The organism is Mesorhizobium sp. M0293 (assembly GCF_040321735.1).
Taxonomy (GTDB): domain Bacteria; phylum Pseudomonadota; class Alphaproteobacteria; order Rhizobiales; family Rhizobiaceae; genus Mesorhizobium.
The window spans coordinates 1-16,818 of sequence record NZ_JAMYSA010000119.1; the positions used below are offsets into that span (position 1 = coordinate 1).

General features: G+C 63.1%; 19 protein-coding genes and 1 pseudogene. 11 read left to right on the forward strand and 9 right to left on the reverse strand.

Going from position 1 to position 16,818, the window contains the following annotated elements; genetic code table 11:
- Positions 1-394 precede the first annotated feature (394 nt).
- Together NKJ06_RS29305 and NKJ06_RS29310 are read left to right on the forward strand one after the other, a co-directional pair.
- On the forward strand, positions 395-1,123 hold the full coding sequence (locus NKJ06_RS29305; protein ID WP_352633573.1) for an AzlC family ABC transporter permease: 729 nt from the start codon (positions 395-397) through the stop codon (positions 1,121-1,123).
- The gene (locus NKJ06_RS29310) at positions 1,120-1,416 is read left to right on the forward strand and encodes an AzlD family protein (RefSeq protein ID WP_352633575.1); all 297 of its coding nucleotides are present in this window, start codon (positions 1,120-1,122) and stop codon (positions 1,414-1,416) included. The genes NKJ06_RS29305 and NKJ06_RS29310 overlap by 4 nt, the downstream gene beginning before the upstream one ends.
- A 58-nt stretch (positions 1,417-1,474) precedes the next feature.
- Here the strand turns inward: NKJ06_RS29310 and NKJ06_RS29315 are convergent, their stop codons facing one another.
- Positions 1,475-1,657: a hypothetical protein gene (locus NKJ06_RS29315; RefSeq protein WP_352633576.1), complete on the reverse strand. Its 183-nt coding sequence runs from the start codon at positions 1,655-1,657 to the stop codon at positions 1,475-1,477.
- A 114-nt stretch (positions 1,658-1,771) separates the two neighbouring features.
- Here NKJ06_RS29315 and NKJ06_RS29320 point away from each other — a divergent pair, with 114 nt between their 5' ends.
- Positions 1,772-2,668 carry a LysR family transcriptional regulator gene (locus NKJ06_RS29320; RefSeq protein WP_352633577.1) on the forward strand — a complete coding sequence of 299 codons (897 nt, stop codon included), beginning with the start codon at positions 1,772-1,774 and terminating at the stop codon, positions 2,666-2,668.
- Here the strand turns inward: NKJ06_RS29320 and NKJ06_RS29325 are convergent.
- The 3 genes from NKJ06_RS29325 to NKJ06_RS29335 all read right to left on the reverse strand — a co-directional run bounded on the left by NKJ06_RS29325 (position 2,658) and on the right by NKJ06_RS29335 (position 6,099).
- Complete coding sequence (locus tag NKJ06_RS29325) at positions 2,658-4,502, reverse strand: aminopeptidase P family protein (RefSeq protein ID WP_352633579.1); 1,845 nt, start codon at positions 4,500-4,502, stop codon at positions 2,658-2,660. The two genes, NKJ06_RS29320 and NKJ06_RS29325, sit on opposite strands and share 11 nt — an antisense overlap.
- 138 nt (positions 4,503-4,640) lie before the next feature.
- The gene (locus NKJ06_RS29330; RefSeq protein ID WP_352633581.1) at positions 4,641-5,513 is read right to left on the reverse strand and encodes a 50S ribosomal protein L11 methyltransferase; all 873 of its coding nucleotides are present in this window, start codon (positions 5,511-5,513) and stop codon (positions 4,641-4,643) included.
- A 10-nt stretch (positions 5,514-5,523) separates the two neighbouring features.
- A complete protein-coding gene (locus tag NKJ06_RS29335; RefSeq protein WP_352633583.1) occupies positions 5,524-6,099 on the reverse strand; it encodes an SCO family protein in 576 nt (191 codons plus the stop codon).
- A 215-nt stretch (positions 6,100-6,314) separates the two neighbouring features.
- Here NKJ06_RS29335 and NKJ06_RS29340 point away from each other — a divergent pair, with 215 nt between their 5' ends.
- Both NKJ06_RS29340 and NKJ06_RS29345 read left to right on the forward strand, forming a co-directional pair.
- Positions 6,315-6,818, forward strand: a complete 504-nt coding sequence (locus tag NKJ06_RS29340) for a CreA family protein (RefSeq protein WP_352633585.1) — start codon at positions 6,315-6,317, stop codon at positions 6,816-6,818.
- Positions 6,819-6,901: 83 nt separating this feature from the next.
- On the forward strand, positions 6,902-7,543 hold the full coding sequence (locus NKJ06_RS29345) for a transferase hexapeptide repeat family protein (RefSeq protein WP_352633587.1): 642 nt from the start codon (positions 6,902-6,904) through the stop codon (positions 7,541-7,543).
- A gap of 92 nt (positions 7,544-7,635) precedes the next feature.
- Here the strand turns inward: NKJ06_RS29345 and NKJ06_RS29350 are convergent, their stop codons facing one another.
- The gene (locus tag NKJ06_RS29350) at positions 7,636-8,763 is read right to left on the reverse strand and encodes a LysR family transcriptional regulator (RefSeq protein ID WP_352633589.1); all 1,128 of its coding nucleotides are present in this window, start codon (positions 8,761-8,763) and stop codon (positions 7,636-7,638) included.
- Between NKJ06_RS29350 and NKJ06_RS29355 the strand changes: the two genes are divergently transcribed.
- Both NKJ06_RS29355 and NKJ06_RS29360 read left to right on the forward strand, forming a co-directional pair.
- The gene (locus tag NKJ06_RS29355; RefSeq protein WP_245266380.1) at positions 8,740-8,895 is read left to right on the forward strand and encodes a YjiS-like domain-containing protein; all 156 of its coding nucleotides are present in this window, start codon (positions 8,740-8,742) and stop codon (positions 8,893-8,895) included. The two genes, NKJ06_RS29350 and NKJ06_RS29355, sit on opposite strands and share 24 nt — an antisense overlap.
- Before the next feature lie 365 nt (positions 8,896-9,260).
- Positions 9,261-9,686 carry a low affinity iron permease family protein gene (locus tag NKJ06_RS29360; RefSeq protein ID WP_352633591.1) on the forward strand — a complete coding sequence of 142 codons (426 nt, stop codon included), beginning with the start codon at positions 9,261-9,263 and terminating at the stop codon, positions 9,684-9,686.
- A 3-nt stretch (positions 9,687-9,689) separates the two neighbouring features.
- Here NKJ06_RS29360 and NKJ06_RS29365 read toward each other — a convergent pair.
- Positions 9,690-10,404, reverse strand: a pseudogene (locus NKJ06_RS29365) (SDR family NAD(P)-dependent oxidoreductase).
- Between the two features lie 157 nt (positions 10,405-10,561).
- On the opposite strand from NKJ06_RS29365, the gene NKJ06_RS29370 reads away from it, so the two are divergent.
- Positions 10,562-10,843, forward strand: a complete 282-nt coding sequence (locus NKJ06_RS29370; RefSeq protein WP_352633593.1) for a hypothetical protein — start codon at positions 10,562-10,564, stop codon at positions 10,841-10,843.
- Between the two features lie 80 nt (positions 10,844-10,923).
- On the opposite strand, the gene NKJ06_RS29375 is transcribed toward NKJ06_RS29370, so the two are convergent.
- Both NKJ06_RS29375 and NKJ06_RS29380 read right to left on the reverse strand, forming a co-directional pair.
- Complete coding sequence (locus NKJ06_RS29375) at positions 10,924-11,352, reverse strand: SgcJ/EcaC family oxidoreductase (protein ID WP_352633595.1); 429 nt, start codon at positions 11,350-11,352, stop codon at positions 10,924-10,926.
- A 105-nt stretch (positions 11,353-11,457) separates the two neighbouring features.
- Positions 11,458-12,033: a TMEM175 family protein gene (locus tag NKJ06_RS29380; protein WP_352633596.1), complete on the reverse strand. Its 576-nt coding sequence runs from the start codon at positions 12,031-12,033 to the stop codon at positions 11,458-11,460.
- Positions 12,034-12,272: 239 nt separating this feature from the next.
- On the opposite strand from NKJ06_RS29380, the gene NKJ06_RS29385 reads away from it, so the two are divergent.
- Together NKJ06_RS29385 and NKJ06_RS29390 are read left to right on the forward strand one after the other, a co-directional pair.
- Entirely contained in the window at positions 12,273-12,677 is a 405-nt protein-coding gene (locus tag NKJ06_RS29385; protein WP_352633598.1) for an SH3 domain-containing protein, read from the forward strand.
- 194 nt (positions 12,678-12,871) lie between these two features.
- Positions 12,872-14,080, forward strand: coding sequence for an MFS transporter (locus tag NKJ06_RS29390; protein ID WP_352633600.1), 1,209 nt, complete (start codon positions 12,872-12,874; stop codon positions 14,078-14,080).
- Between the two features lie 43 nt (positions 14,081-14,123).
- On the opposite strand, the gene NKJ06_RS29395 is transcribed toward NKJ06_RS29390, so the two are convergent.
- A complete protein-coding gene (locus tag NKJ06_RS29395) occupies positions 14,124-15,596 on the reverse strand; it encodes an MATE family efflux transporter (protein WP_352633602.1) in 1,473 nt (490 codons plus the stop codon).
- 269 nt (positions 15,597-15,865) lie between these two features.
- Here NKJ06_RS29395 and NKJ06_RS29400 point away from each other — a divergent pair, with 269 nt between their 5' ends.
- Positions 15,866-16,654 (forward strand): L,D-transpeptidase, encoded by a 789-nt coding sequence (locus NKJ06_RS29400; RefSeq protein WP_352633605.1) that lies wholly within the window; start codon positions 15,866-15,868, stop codon positions 16,652-16,654.
- The last annotated feature ends 164 nt before the right edge of the window (positions 16,655-16,818 follow it).

Here is a 16,818-nt window from a genome sequence, read left to right on the forward strand (position 1 = left end):
GGCTCCGCAAATCACGAAGCCCCTCATGAATCACATTCGCATCCCATACGCACCTCCCGTTAACCCGAAGCGATTGCCCTGGGGCCGATGCACGGCCTGGTTGCTTTGTGAGGGCAGTTATGCTATCTATTTAGCCATGGTGCTGATTCGCGCCAACGACCCGCCGCAGAGGCGGGTTTTGCGTTTCGGGCCCTGCCGTCATCGTGCACAGCCGATGAAGCACAGGCATCTGCGCCACCCGGGAGCCAACTGAATCAGGAAATCCCGAAGGGCGCGTATCGCGACCTTGCTCGATCCAGGGCATATCAGTTTCGCTGATGTGTTGGCTCAAGCGAATTCGTCTGACTTTTCAACCGCGCACCCCTAAATACCGGCGCGACGTTAGGAATGTGACATGTCGGCTGAGACTTTGACCGCGAATTCCGTGAGCAGCGATTTCTGGCAGGGCGTGCGGCTCTCGATGCCGGTCGTGGTGGCATCGGCGCCGTTTGCAGTGCTGTTCGGCGCGCTCGCTGTCGACAACGGCTTCTCGGTCCTGGAAGCCTTCCTGATGAGCGCGCTGGTCTATGGCGGCGCCAGCCAGATGGTCGGCATCCAGCTGTTCGGCCAGCATGTCGCGCCGTGGCTGGTCGTGCTGTCGATCTTCGCCGTCAATTTCCGCCATGTGCTCTATTCCGCCGGCATCGGCCGGCGCATCGCGCACTGGCCTATCATCAGCCAAGCGATCGGCTATTTCATCCTCACCGATCCGCAATTCGCGGTGGCCGAGGCGAGGGCGCAATCCGGCCAGACGGTCGGCTTCGCCTGGTATCTTGGCCTCGGTCTGCCGGTCTATCTGTTCTGGATCGTCGAAAGCGCGCTCGGCGCGGTGTTCGGCAAGCTTATTCCCGATACGCATGCGCTGGGCATCGATTTCCTGCTGCCGATCTATTTTCTTGGTCTGGTTCTGGGCTTCCGCAAGCGGCCGCTGTGGCTGCCGGTGGTCATCGCCAGCGCTGCGGCCTCGATCATCGCCTACAAGACGGTGGGCTCGCCCTGGCATGTCTCGATCGGCGCGATTGCCGGTGTGCTGCTTGCCGTCATCCTGCCACCCCACCACAGCGGCGTGAAGGCACGGCCATGAGCACGACATTCTGGATCATCATCGCCGGCGCGATCGCGACCTATCTGACCCGCATCGGCGGGCATCTGGTCATCTCCCGCTTCGACACCATCCATCCGCGTGTGGAAGCCGGCCTCAATGCCGTGCCGGCGGCAGTGCTGACGACGCTGGTGGCGCCGGAGCTGTTGAACGCCGGCCCTGCGGAATGGGCGGCATTGGCCGTCACATCAGTGGTTTCGCTGCGCGGTGGGTTGATGGCGATGTTCCTGGCGGGGGCGGCGGTGTTGATCGTTGCTCGGCAGATCGTCAGCTGACTTTTTGTCATAGTTAGTCCACGTATGCTCACTTACGCAGCGCCGCCATACATAGTGATCAAGCAATAATTCCTGTCAGGCGCTTCTTAAAAATCGAACCGATCCACACCGCGCTCAGCCGAATTGCCTCCGATCTCTCCTGATGGGCGCGACGCACAACGCTGGTGTAAAGGGCGTTGCGCTGCATTGGAGTCAATTCGCCAAGATCGATCGGCCAGCGGCCGAGAGGTTCAGGTGACATTTCCATCTCCCGTGGTTGACCGCCCGAATCGGCGTCAATAACAGGCGATTTACGCGCCGTTGATCATCAGATAAAATGAATTATTAAGATCATTTTATTCTCCGGGAGAGATGTATGGACTTGGCCGACCTTCGGATCTTTCGCATGGTGGTGCGCGAGGGCGGTATCACCAAGGCAGCGGAAAAGCTGTTTCGCGTGCAGTCCAACGTGACCACTCGCATCCGGCAGCTTGAAGAGGACCTGGGGGTGCGGCTGTTTATCCGCGAAGGCAAGCGGCTGCAGGTGTCGGCCGCCGGCCGAAGATTGGTTCTCTACGCGGACCGGTTGCTGGCGCTTGCCGAGGAAGCGCGAACGGCGGTCCTCGATCCGCGCCCACGCGGTGCGTTGCGACTTGGCGCTATGGAGAGCACCGCCGCAACTCGGCTTCCTGGCCTGCTCGCCGAGTATCACGCACGCTATCCCGAGGTGGAGATCCAACTGCGAACCGGCAACCCGCAGGTTCTCGCGGTCGCCATGCTCGCCGGCGAACTCGACGCTGCGCTCGCGGCCGAACCGCTCGCAGACGCTCCGTTCGAGAAGCAGGCTGCATTTCGCGAGGAGTTGGTCATTGTCTCGGCGGCATCGCGCGGTTCGATTGAGGACCGCAGCGACATGCCCAAAACCATGCTAGCCTTCGAGCATGGTTGTCCACATCGCAGGCGGCTGGAGGAATGGTATGCGCGCCGAGGCTTCATGGCCGAGCAAATCGTCGAACTCGGTTCATATCATGCGATGCTCGGTTGCGTGGCGGCTGGCATGGGCATAGCGCTGATGCCCAAAAGCGTGCTCAAGGGCTTCCCTGAAGGTGGCAGGCTGCAGGTGCATGAACTGCCTTCAGACGAGGACAGTGCCCTGACGGTATTGTTTTGGCGCAAGGGAGCAGGCTCTCCCAACGTCCAGGCTTTGCGGGAGCTGCTTACGGAGCAAGGCACACCAATACCAAGCAAGGGTGCCGCCGCGACTACTGCTTGAGATCGTGCGGCAATGGCGCGGTGGCCTTGCCTAGCCAGGCCAGCGTTTCGCCGTCGAGCATCGGCCCGATCTCGGCCAGCACCCGGGCATGGTATGTGTCGAGCCAATGCAGCTCGTCGCGCGTCAGGAGATCGGTGCGCACTAGGCGGGTGTCGATCGGCGCCAGTGTCAGCGTCTCGAAGCCGTGCATGGCGATGTCGCCGCCCTCGACCTCTTCCGCGGGCGTCACCAGGATGAGGTTCTCGATGCGGATACCGTAGGCGCCTTCCTTGTAGTAGCCGGGCTCGTTGGACAGCATCATGCCTTCGAGCAGCTTTTCGGTGCCGGTGCGGGCAATGCGCTGCGGGCCTTCGTGCACGGCCAGATATGAGCCGACGCCATGGCCGGTGCCGTGGGCGAAGTCGCAGCCATGCTTCCACAGCGCGATGCGGGCGACGGCGTCGATTTCCGAGCCGCGCGTGCCGGCGGGGAAGCGCAACGTGGAAATGCCGATCATGCCTTTCAGCACCAGCGTGAAGCGTTCGCGCATCTCCTGCGTCGGCTGGCCGATCGGTACGGTGCGGGTGATGTCGGTGGTACCGTCCTGATACTGCGCACCGGAATCGAGCAGGAACAGTTCGCCGGCCTTAAGCTTGCGGTTGGTGGCGCGCGATACGCGGTAGTGCATGATGGCGCCGTTCGGGCCGGCGCCGGAAATGGTGTCGAAGGAGTTGTCGCGCAGCGGCATCTGGGTTTCCTCGCCCGTCCGCCGGCGCGTCTCCTCCAGCCTGGTGACGACGGATATCTCGTCGAGCGAGCCGGGCTTCTGCCGCTCCAGCCAGCACAAAAGCTTCGCCACGGCGGCGCCGTCGCGGCGATGCGCGGCACGCGAGCCGTTGATCTCGGCCTTGTTCTTGGTGGCGCGCGGGATGCGGGCGGGGTCAGGCGCTGCAATCACCGTGCCGCCGTTGCTCTCGACCAGCATGCGCAGCCTGTCGGCTGCCAGCACCGGGTCGAGCGCGATTTTCGCGCCGCCCTTGGCGAGGGACACGATAGCCGCTTCGAATTCGCCGGGCTCATGCGGCTCGGCGAGCTGGGTGAGGTAGGCCTCGACCTGGCGCGAGAATTTGCGCCGGTCCATGAAAAGCTGATGCGACCCATCGGCGGCGAGGATGGCGAAGCCGAGCGCCAGCGGCGTGTGCGGCACGTCGCCGCCGCGGATGTTGAAGGCCCAGGCGATGGAGGAGGGGTCGGTCAGCACGGCGTGGGTGGCGCCGTCCTTGCCGATCGCACTTGCCAGCCGCGCCAGTTTGTCCTTGGCAAGTTCGCCGGCAAAACCGATCGGGTGAAGTTCGACAGGTGCCATCGGCGCGTCGGGCTGATCCTCCCAGATGATGTCGATCGGGTTCTTGTCGAGCGGCACCAGCACCGCGCCCGACTTGTCGGCCGAGGCCTGCAGCGCCTTGACGTCGCTGATCGTGTGCAGCCATGGGTCGAAGCCCAGCCGTGCGCCCTTGCCGATGTTATCCTTGAGCCAGACGGCGGGCGGGTTGTCGACCAGGCTTTCGATCGAAAAGATGTCGAGATCGACCTCGCTGCGCACTTGCAGCGTGTAGCGTCCGTCGACGAAGATGAAGGCGCGGTCGCGCAGGACGATAGCGACGCCGGCCGAACCGCTGAAGCCGGTCAGCCATTTCAGCCGCGCCGAACGATCGGCGACATATTCACCCTGATGTTCGTCGGCGCGTGGCACGATGAAGCCGTCCAGCCCGTTGGCTTCAAGCCATTGGCGCAGCAGCGCCACACGCGGTTTGCCGACGGCCGGGTCGCCCGCAGAATCGAAGGTCTGGAACATGGTGGGGCCTCCTGCAATCAGCGCAACCGTAGCGCACGGTCGCGGAAATCGGAATCGATTTCCAGCTGGCGCAAACTGCTACACCATCGCTTGACTGACAACCTGCGGAACTTGGTCCAGGCCCGGTCGTGCCGGCCCTCAATGCTTGAGATGGATCGTCACCCAGCCCTCGCGGTGCAAGGTTTTGATATGGCGGAAGTTCTGGCCGACATAGGCCGAGACGACGGCGTCGCGCTGGCGCTCGAGGATGCCTGACAGCACGATCGAGCCGCCAAGCGCGATGTGATCGGCCATTTGCGGCGCCAGCCGCATCAGCGGCCGTGCCAGTATGTTGGCGACGATCAGATCGAAAGGCGCGCGCTTGCCGAAGATCGGCTGGTGAAAGCCCGGCGCGGTCACTGTTTCCACCAACGTCTTGACGTGGTTGAGCCGCGCATTGGCGGCGGCGACTCTCACCGCCACCGGATCGATGTCGGTGGCCAGTACCGGAATATGCGCCAGCTTGGCGACGGCAATCGCCAGCACGGCACTACCGGTGCCGAGGTCGAGCGCATTGCGCGGGCGTTCGCGCCGAACTACTCTTTCCAGCATTTCCAGGCAGCCGGCCGTGGTGCCGTGGTGGCCGGTGCCGAAGGCGAGGCCGGCCTCGATCTCGATGGCGAGTTCGCCGCTGCGGCGCTTGCGGCGATCATGTGCGCCGTGGACGAAGAAACGACCGGCACGCACCGGCTTCAACCCTTCCAGAGAGCGCGCCACCCAGTCGATATCGGGCAGGGCCTCGCGCTCGATCGGCTTAGACAGGGAAAGCCCGGCAAGGGTGTCCTTCAAGCGGGCCTCGACCGCATCGACGTCGCCATCGGCGTAGAGCGACACTTCGTGGATATCTTTGTCCTCATCGACTTCCAGCACGGCGATCGGCAAGCCTTCATCCTCGAAGGCTGCCTCGAGCGCCGCGAAGATGCTGACGGACTCGATCTTTCCGGTGGTGAAATACAGGCGCGTCTGGGTCATGAAATGGTGATCAGCCCTTCGCCGCCAGCCGCTTCAGTTTGGCGACGGCCGTTTCCGAGCTTTCGCCATAGGCGATGGTGCCGGCAAAGTCGCCCCTTGCGTCGAGCAGCAGCACCGACGCGGTGTGATCCATGGTGTAGTCGCCGCCGGTGTCGACTTTCTTCCAGTAGATGCCGAACGACTTGGCCATGGCATGGACCTTGTCGGGATCGCCCGTGATACCGGTGATCCGGTCGGAGAAATTGCTGACATAGGCGTTCATCACCTCTGGCGTGTCGCGCTCCGGATCGACCGAGACGAAATAGGCGTGCAGGTTCTTGCCGTCGTCGCCGAGCGTCTTAAGCCAGCCGGCCAGCTCGAACAGCGTGGTCGGGCAAACCTCGGGGCAATGGGTGAAGCCGAAGAAGACGGCGCTGGGCTGGCCCCTGAAGGCGGCTTCGGTGATCGGCGCGCCTTTCTGGTCGACCAGGGTGAAGGCGGCACCGAAGGGCTCGCCGCCATAGTGGCCGCGATACCAGTCGAAGGTCAGCCAGCCAATGCCAGCCGCCATAAGGACGAGAATGCCGACCAGGATAGAACGCATCATCAGAAAAGTCCGTCTTGCAATTTCTTCGGCGTGCCGGCCAAGGCGAGCCCTTGGTTCGGCGAACAGTCTTAGCGGTTTGACCGGGTACACGCAAAGGTGCCGCGTTGACGCAACCGGCCATGGCGGATGTGGCGTTTTCATCCGGTGCCGCCGCTTGCAATGCCGTGCTCTTCGCCCCACCTGAGACCGGCAAACTCGAACCCCCGGAGGCTATCTTGCAAGGATCGATTGGGCAAAAACTGGTCGGCGGCGCCTTAGCCGCGTGCCTTGTCCTCGGCGCCGGTGCGGCCCTTGCCGATGAAGTCGGCAAGGTCGGGGTCGACTGGCTCGGCAACGACATCATCGTCGAGGCGATCAAGGACCCGAAGGTGGAGGGGGTGACCTGCCACGTGTCCTATTTCGATCGCGGCATTATCGATCGCCTGCACAAGGGCAACTGGTTCGAGGATCCCTCCGATTCCTCGATCTCCTGCCGCCAGACCGGTCCGATCATCATCGGCGACATCGACACGGGCGAAGGCGGCGAGGAAGTGTTCAAGCAAGGCATCAGCCTGATCTGGAAGAAGCAGGTGGTCAATCGCATCTACGACAAGGCCAACGAGACGCTGATTTATCTCTCGCATTCGCGCCAGGTGCAGAACGGCTCGGCCAAAATGTCGGTCACCACCGTGCCACTCTACGGCCAGAACGTGGTGTGGAGCAAAGGCAAACCGCAATAGGGGCTTCAGCTCTTTCGCGGAACCGGTAGACGGACGATTGGTCTCGCTTGCGGGACCAATCGCTCTGACGTAAAGCCGCCGGCATGGATCGTTCCGAAAATCTCGTCCCGAAGGATTCCGAGCCGCGCATCCATCCGACCGCGGAACTGAAGGCGTGCAAACTCGGCCGTTATGCCTCGATCGGCGAGCGGGTGGTGCTGCGCGAGGTCACGGTCGGCGACTTCTCCTATTTCGAACGCCACTGCGAAGCGATCTACACGACGATCGGAAAATTCTGCTCGATCGCCGCCAACAGCCGTATCAACGCGCTGGAACATCCCATCGAGCGGCTGACCCAGCACAAGGTCAGCTACCGGCCGAACGAGTATTTTCGCTGGCTGGGCGTCGATGCTGCATTCCGCGCGCGGCGGCAGGCGAAAGCCGTGACCATCGGCCATGATGTCTGGATCGGCCACGGCGCGGTGATCATGCCCGGGGTCACCATCGGCAATGGCGCGGTGGTCGGCGCCAACGCGGTGGTGACGCAGGATGTGCCGCCCTATGCAATCGTCGCAGGCGTGCCGGCGAAGGCACTCCGGCCACGCTTCGCTCCGGATATTGCGGTGCGGATCGAAGCTCTCGCCTGGTGGGACTGGCCGGTCGAAAAGCTCGCCAGAGCGGTTCCCGACATGCAGGCGATGACGATCGAAGCCTTCCTCGATCGCTGGGAAAACGACGGGATCTGACCTCCCGCAGATGCTCTTGTTCCGGGCGCGTGTTGCTGATCGGTTCGGGCGCCGGCATGCGGCTCGGTTGGCGACCGATCGACGCCCGAGGCTTACCGGATCGGCGTCTCGCCACGAAACAGCGGCTGGTGCGCCCGCATCAAGGCGGAAATCCGGTCGGCGACCTTTCGTACCGGCGGGGAGTGACGTTCCTCGTGATGGGTGACGATCCATTGGTCGGTTTCGAGTTCGGGGATAGGCTGAGCGACGCGAACCAGCCGTGGGTCGCCGTCACCGACGAAGCACGGAAAGACCGAAAGGCCGGCGCCGGCGGCCACCAGTTCGCGTACCGAATGGGTGTTGTTGCCGCGCACGGCGATGCGGTCGCCGTGATGGGCTTGTAGCCAGCGCGCCGAGGCAATGTTCGCCCCTTCGCCGGTGACGCCGACGAACAAGCCGGCGGCGATGCCATTGATCAGGTGGCGTCCGGAATAAATGGCATGAGCGACCTTGCCGCTCTGACGGCCGGCCAGCCACTGCTCGGTCGGGCGGTCGCTGCGAATGCCGATGTCGGCGGCGCGGCGACCGATGTCGACCCGGTCGGTGGTGGTGACGAGCTCCACCCTTATGCCGTCGTCGACCGTCCAGATCTCGCCGATATGGGCCGATACGAAGGCCGAAGTCCACGGCCCGGCCGACACACGGACAATGCGGTCGGGCAGGCTTCCTTCGCGCCAACGGGTCAGCGACTGCATTGCTGCCTCGACGTCTTCGGCGCGCCGCAGCAGTTCTTCACCGACCGGGGTCAGCCGGTAGCCGGTCTGCTGACGCACGAACAGCGGTTCGCCGATCTGCCTTTCGAGCGCGGTGACGCGTCGTCCAAGGGTGGCTGCGCTGAGGCGCGTGGTTCCCGTCGCTGCGCTCAAGCCACCCAGCCGCGCAACGACGAGAAACAATCTTAGATCGTCCCAGCCAATGTCCATTTTGCAGAAATGAAAAACTCCTTGCGACCGTGGCTGTAGCGCGAAGCCGGCATCACGCGCAAGTATGCAGGCATTGGAAGCATTGGACAATCCTGCTTGGCGGCATACCGACGAGCGCCTCGGCTGGCTGACAAGCCAGCGCAATCCTTTCGATCGCGCATGCGCTTTGCGCAGATGCTTTGCGCCTTCGACCACCAGAGCGCGCCGCCATTCTGCGCGCCAAAGGAGACGATCATGTTGTATGAACTTCGATCCCATTTCGCCCGCTGGCTTGCCTATCGCCGGACGCTTGCGAGCTTGAGGCGGGCCCCGGACAGCACATTGGCGGACGCTGGCATTTCTCGCGAAGAGATCCGCGAGCGTGCCCGCCACGCCAGCTTGCGACTTTGAGACAATGGAGGCGGGCTGCAGATTATGGAACTTTGGGAAGATCGGTCGGTAACCGCGCATCGGGGATCTGGCGGTCGTGGTGCCGTCCGCTTCAGGGAACCGTTCTGCGCGCTCTCCGGACTGAAGCCCCTTCCGCCATGCGGGGGTGGCGCGGCGGAAGGGGCTGGAGGTAAACCGCTGTGAGGCGGAAGGAACAGGCACACTTGCCTGCACGGTTACTGTGACATTAAACCCATAAGGTGTGTTTTCTGCCCCGTTCTCTCTATGCGTGTATTCGATTGTGCCTGACGTATTTGTCTCCGCCGGGAACCTGAAACGGTCGCCGGTTGTTTCTCATCGCGCCGCTGCATCGAGGGTTTCGATAGATGGAAAAGCTTTTCACCAAGATCGCCAACTGGGTCGCCCATATAACCGGCCTGCCGCTGACATTCGCCGTCTGCTGCCTGATTATTGTCGTCTGGGCGGTGAGCGGTCCGTTCTTCGGCTTTTCGGACACCTGGCAGCTCGTCATCAACACAGGCACGACGATCGTCACCTTCCTGATGGTCTTCCTCATCCAGAACACCCAGAATCGCGACGGCGCCGCGATCCAGGCCAAGCTCGACGAACTGATCCGGGTCGGCAAGGGCCACAACCACTTCATCGGCATCGAACATCTGACCGAAACCGAAGTCGAGGAGATCCGCGCCAAATGCGAGCGTGCTGCAAAGCGGCATGACGAGCAGATCGCCGCCGCCGCGGCGAAAAAGGCCGTGGCGCAGAAGCGCGGGCCGAAAAAGCACGCGGCCTGAAAGTCAGCCTTTCATGAACGCCGCGAAAGGCTCCTTGTAGTCCGGATGCCAGCGTGACAGAGCAGGGCGGTTCTCGATGCGCGCCTTCGGTCAGGCCGGTGAAGGTGAAGCCGGGGATCAGCAGATGGCCGGCAACACGGGCGCCGGGTTCGTTGCGCAACGCATGCGCCAGGCCTTCGGTGAAGGTCTTCACCCCGGCCTTGGAGACATTGTAGGCAAAATTGCCGGGCGGCGTGGTGATGCCTTGCTTGGAGCCGGTGTTGATGATCAGGCCGGGCCTGGCCGAGGCCAGCATGCGGGGCGCGAAGGCCTCGACGCCATGCACGACGCCCCAGAAATTGATGTCCAGCAGCCGTTTCCAGGCATCGCGGTTTTCCCAGGGCTTTCCGGGGTTGTCGCCGACTCCGGCATTGTTCATCAGCAGCGACACATCGCCGAAGGCGCCGAACGCCCTTTCGGCGAGACGGTCCACCTCATCCGCCTTCGAAACGTCGGCGTCGACGGCAAGTACGGCATTGTCGCCGGCGATCGCAGCGACGGCGCGCGAGGCGTGTTCAAGGCGCGCGCCGCCAATGTCGGCCAGTACGATCTTCATGCCCATCGATGCAAGCCGCTTGGCGGCTGCAAGACCGATGCCGCTGGCGGCGCCGGTGATGACGGCGATGTTGCCTCGGCTAAGCGCGGGCAGGACTGTCTGGATCTCGGCGTCGGTCATCATGGGCGATGGTTCCTTCTTTCGATGGCGCCGAACTTAGCGCTGGAACGGGCTTGCGCAAGCCTCTGATCGCCCTGTTTGGGTTGACCAGTTCGGTCGAGGCTGCGCATGTTGTCCTGGCAAAAGGAGACTTTTGCCGGGGCAAATGGAGATTTCCTGATTGACGGACTGGGTCGCAATTCTGAAAGAACAGACCGCTATCGGCGACCAGATGGGGCGCGAGGTGCCGCAGATGCTGGCCAACCCCGACATCAGCGAAGCGCAGGTGAAGACGCTGTTTTCCGCGCTGGAGAAACAAGCCGAGTTCGTCGAGAAGCTGCGCATGGCGCTGGAAAAGTTCGGCCATGATTTCTCGATCATCAAGGCGGCGGAACGGCTGGAGGAGCGCTATGCCGACCTTGCCGCATCGGTGGCGGAAAAGCTGAAAGCGATGCGAAAGTAGGGTAGTGTCTCAGTCTAGGTGCGCCGCTCTGGCGTCATGTTGGCGGCGCGCTTCTTGCCTTCAGGTCCGGTCGGCATGAGTTAGCTTTTCGAGCCGGCTGGGACGATTGTGCCAGGAACAATATCAGTGTTCTGAGCCACCTTGATACGCCATCCCGACGGCCCTTCCTGGGCAATCAGAAGCAATATGCCTTTCCTAAGCCCTGCCGGGGACCCGTCCGGGGCAGATGCTCCCGTGAGGGTCCAAGTGTAATGAACGGAAGCAAGCCCCGGAGCCAATTCCACGACCGACGAGACATCGCCTTCCAATCGACTATCCCGAAACATGGTGTCATGGGTAGCTCGGTGCGCCGCTTCGATTTCGGATCGGTTCTTCCACCAAACGCCTACGACGTTGACGAAATTAGCATCAGGAGCGAACAGAGATGCAAACTCATCCATATCATGCCGGTTCCAAGCATTCGCAAAAGCGGTCGCGACATGCTCAGGCTTGCCAGTCGTCATGCCCATGACCCTACGTCTCCTGGATACTTTCCGCTAAGCGTATAGGAGTCGGGGGCCGGATGCGACAACGGCAAGGTCACATTTCAAACTGAGACACTACCGCAATAGCGGCTACTTTTCGATGACCCGCGCGAAACGCGTATCCGGCACGAGCCATACCATCGCGACCAGCACATAAAGCGCGACGCCGATCCATTGGCTGACGAAGGTCAGCACGACGGCTGCGATGTAGATAGCCAGCGAGGTCTTCCCCTTGCGATCGTTGCCCAGTGCCCTTGCAAAGGCCGTGTCATTGCCGTGCAGGCGATGCAGCGCGGCGGCCAGTATCTTATAGGCGATGGCGCATAGCGCCAAGTCGATGCCATAGACGGCGACCGGCACCGGCGCAAAGTGGTTCTCGCCCATGAAGGCCGTCGTCACCGGCATCAGCGACAGCCAGAACAGCAGGTTGAGGTTCGCCCACAGCACGCGGCCGTCGACACGCTGCACGGTGTGGAACATGTTGTGCAGATTGTTCCAGTAGATGCCGACATTGATGAAGGACAGCACGTAGCAGAAGAAGACCGGCCACAATGGCAACAAGGCCGCGATATCCTCGCCATGCGGCACTTTCAGCTCAAGCACCATGATGGTGATGATGATGGCCACGACGCCGTCGGTGAATGCCTCGACCCTGCCTTTGCCCATGGATCCCACCTTTGCCGCACCGGATTGTCGAAAGACAGTAAACTGTTAGCGGATATTGAAGGGCCGATAAACGGCGCCGGAGAATTTCCTCAACCATATCCAAGGAAACTTCTGCATCAGCCCCGCTGGTCGGAATGGTTGCGGCGGCCACATGTTGACTTTTCTTGGCTTGGCCTCTCCGCTTGCGGCGCAGCCTCGGCCGAAGCAGACGAACGGCCGGGGTTCGAATGGAGGGACTGATGAGATTTCGATTTCTGCTTGTGATCGCGACCATACTGGCCGCGGTCTTCGGGACGTCCGCCGCGGCCTTCGCCTACAGCGCCCACACAACAACCAACCTCAATGTCCGTAGCGGGCCGGGGGCTGGATACGCCAAGGTCGGAACGTTGCCCGCCGGCTTCAGGGTGAATGTCACCGGCTGCCAGCCGGGCTGGTGCAGAATCCATGTCGGCGGCGTCAGCGGCTGGGCTAGCGCCGGCTATCTCGAGCGGTCCCAGATCGTTCGCCCGCCGATCATCATCGTGCGCCCGCCGCATCGGCCGCCGCACTGGCAGCACAGGCCGCACCGCCCCCCGCACCATCGCCCGCCGCACAAGCCGCGTCCCGGCAAGTGCAAGATCGCACCAGGCTTTCCCTGCCGGTAAGGCAGATTGCTCGGAATTGAGCGATAGATGTCATGACGGATCGGAGCCGCTGGCCCCGATCCGAGCCCGTCAAGCCGTCGGATATCCGTCCAGGCAATGTCCACCGTGCTGTCAGGAGCCTGCCCGTCGGCCGAAACGTCGTGGGTGAAACCGCGTTAAAGTCTCGATCCCCGAAATCGATGACGAGGTTGGCCATGGCCATTCGCGATTTTGCGCATACGCACGAACGGGCCGGCGGCGACGCACTTGCAGTCCCCACCGTCGCTGCGATGATTGCCGTGCTGTTTGCCGGCAGCACCGTGCTGACGCCGCTCTACATCGTCTACAAGCAGCAATTCGGCTTTTCACAAATCACGCTGACGCTGATCTACGCGGTGTATGTCGTCGGCAATCTGGCGGCACTGCTGACGCTGGGCGGCATCTCGGATGTTGTCGGCCGCCGGCCCGCGAGCCTGGCGGCCATGCTTGTCGCCATCATCAGCGCGCTTGTCTTCCTGTTTGCCGGAAACGTCGTCTCGCTCGACGTGGCCCGCATCCTGAGCGGGCTCGGCATCGGCGTTGGCGCGGGGACCGGAACCGCATGGATTGCCGAGCTTCTTCCCGGTGCGGACAAGTCGCGCGCCAGCGTCATCGCCACCAGCACCAATTTCCTCGGCCTCGGTTTCGGGGCCTTGATTTCAGGACTTCTGGCTGAGTACGCGCCATGGCCGTTGCGGCTGATCTTCATCGTTTACCTGGCGGCACTCGCGGTGGTGACGATCCTGGTCTGGCGCACCCGCGAAACGGTGGCGAAGCCGGGCCGCCTCGGGCGGATTTCCTTGCGGCCGCAATTCTCCGTCCCGCAGGTGATCCGTGCGCGCTTCGTCGCGCCGGCGGTGACCGGCTTTGGCGCGATGGCGCTGGTCGGCTTCTATGCCGCCGTGGCGCCGAGCATCCTGGCGCAGCAGCTGCATGAGACCAATCACGCCGTCGCCGGCGCGCTGTTCTTCGAACTGGCGATCGTCACCGCGGTCAGCATCGTGGTTCTGATGCGCATGAAGAGCAACAAAGCGATGCTGGCTGCGCTGGCATTGATGATCCCAAGCGTCTTGTTGGTGGTGGCGGCGCAAATGCTGGCTTCGCTGGCGCTGATGATCGCGGCGACAGCCTGCTGCGGCGTGGTGGCGGCGCTCGGCTATCGTGGCGGGCTGCAGGTGGTGAACGAGATCGCGCCGCAGGATCGCCGCGCCGAAGTGGTGTCCAGCTTCTTCATCTGCTGCTTTGTCGGCAACGCCTTGCCCGTCATCGGCATCGGCGTCGTGTCGACCTATGCCAGTCCCGTTGCCGCGAGCCTGGCGTTTGCCTGCATGATTGTAGCCTTTGCGCTGCTGGCGCTGGGCTTCGGACTGAAACAAAGGCGGTGATATCCGGACATCCAGCGGGGGGCGGTTGGCCAGCGGGGACGGTTCAGCCGTTCGGCGTTTCAGGCGAAAGATGCGCGCGTCCGCGCGGCACGCCAAGCCCGGTGTCCGGCGGCTCGCCGGCGGCTGGCCTGTCCTCGATCATGTGCATGGTGCGCCAGCGACCGAAGCGGTAATAGGCCGCGGCCAGCACGAGCGAGGTGATCGAACCGGCCGGGAAACTCCACCACAGCGCTTCCTCGCCGATCACGCCACGCATGAAATAGGCAAAGCCGGTGCGCACGACCAGCACCGAGATGACCAGGATGATCAGCGGCGGCATCACGGCGCCCGTGGCGCGCACCGTGGCAAACAGCACGATGGTGATGCCGAACAGGATGAACGACCACGACGCGACAGTGTTGATGTGGACAGCGATGTCGATCGCGGCACTGTCGCTGCTCAGGAACAAGCTCAGCACCGAGCGGTCGAAAACCGACAGCACGGCAACCAGCGCGCCAGTCAGGACCAGATTGAAGCCGACGCCGGAGGCGGCGATGCGGCCGATCCGGTCCCAGCGCCCGGCGCCGACATTCTGCGCCGCCATCGAGGAGACCGCGGCACCGATGGCGAGCGCCGGCATCTGGATGTAGGTCCATAGCTGGGCAGCAATGCCGTAGGCGGCGGCGACCTGCGAACCGTAGGAATTGACCATGCCCATCACCGTCAATGCAGCGGCCGAGATGACGATCATCTGCAGGCCCATCGGCACGCCCTTGAAGACGACGATGCGCAGCAGGGTGGGGTCGGGCCGCAGCAGAGCGAGGTTGGCGCCGGCCAGCCGCAGCGGATGCTTGCGCACATAGAGCACGATCAGAATGGCGATCACGCTCACCGTCTGGCCGATCAGCGTGGAGGTGGCGGAGCCCGCGATACCGAGTTCGGGAAATGGCCCGATGCCGCGGATGAGCAGCGGGTTGAGGACGATGTCGAGGACGACGGCCAGCGCCATGAAAAAGAAGGGCGTGCGTGAATCGCCGGCACCGCGCAGCACGGTCATGACGAAGGACAGAAGGTTCATCATCGGCACGGCCACGAAGATGATGCGCAGGTAGGAGCGGGCCAACGGCAAGGCATCGGCCGGCGTGCCCAGCGCGCCCAGGATGGCGTCGACCCAGATCCAGCCGCAGACCGCGAACACCACAGAGACGAGGAAGAAGAAGGTGGCGCTGGTGCCGACGATGCGACGTGCCTCCGGCAGGTCGCGGGCGCCGACCGACTGGGCCACCAGGATGGTCGCAGCCATGCCGATGCCGAACACCGTGCCGAGGATCAGGAACAGGACGAGGTTGGCATTGGAGGTGGCGGTCAGCGCCGATTCGCCGAGGAAACGGCCGACCCAGACGGCGTTGATCGACCCGTTGAGCGACTGCAGCACGTTGGAGCCGAGCACCGGCAGCGCGAACAGCAGAAGTGTGCGCGGGATCGGGCCGCTGGTCAGGTCGCCGGTACGCCGGCGCGAGGGCATTTTTTCGTCCATGACGGGCAACTCGGCGAAGGTTAATCTCAAGAGCAGTTCACCGTTTCACGGAAACGGCGAACCGCTCTCTTTGTTTCGACGCAATTCCGGACGGAAAACCGCTACGCACTTTTCCTGGAATTGCTCAAGTCCGGTCCGCGATGATTGCCGACTCCACTGGACAGGTCATGCCTTGATCTAATCATGTTCTCAAAACTTCAGGAATGGGATATTGATCCTCGATGCGTGGGGCCGCATTCCTACTAGATCTTGGATAGACCGGGGGGTTCATGTCCGATATTCCGCTGTTTTTCTCGCGCCTGAACCGGCGCGCGTTCCTCGGTGCGTCCGCCTTGGGCGCGGCCTCCGTGGCTCTTTCGGCGTGCACCACGACGGACGTGGCGCCGCCGCCGGTGGCTGCACCGCCAAGCGATCCGGCTTTCGGCGATGCCGCAAGCATGTATGCGGCGCGCGTCGACGAGGGCTATCAATTGCCGGCAATCCCGGTCGCCAAGCTCGATCCGAAGTTCGTGCGCCAGATCGTGTCCGACCCGACCGGAGAGAGACCCGGCACGATCGTCGTCGATACCTCCGAGCACTTCCTCTATCTGGTGGGCGACGGCGGCAAGGCTATCCGCTACGGCGTCAGCCTTGGCAAGGCCGGTTTCGGATGGACCGGCAGTGCCGTGGTTCAGGCGAGGAAGAAATGGCCGGTCTGGACACCGCCTCCGGAAATGATCCAGCGCCGGCCGGAACTGGCGAAATACAAGGATGGCATGCCGCCCGGCCCGCAGAGCCCGCTCGGCGCCCGCGCGCTGTATCTCTTCCGCGACGGCAAGGACACGATGTACCGGCTGCACGGCACGCCGGAGTGGGATTCCATCGGCAAGAATGCATCGTCGGGCTGCGTGCGCTTCATGAACCAGGACATCATCGACCTTTACAGCCGGGTCAACGGTGTCGCACAGGTCTTCGTGCGCCCCAATTTGTCGGCAGCCGGCAAGATCATGGCCGTTTCGAGCAGGACCGCCGAGCCGATCGATGCCGGCGTGCCAAGGGATGCGGAGATGTTGAAATAAGTGCCTTCGCGGCATTGGTGATCGTGGACAATCGATTTGAAGGCGGCCGCGCTCGGCGCGGCCGCCGTGGTGTTGTCGGTACATATTTGGCCCGCCCCGCAGCCGGCCCTGATAGACCAGGCACAAGGTGGTGACAACGGCCCCCGCCACGGCCCGGTATGGCG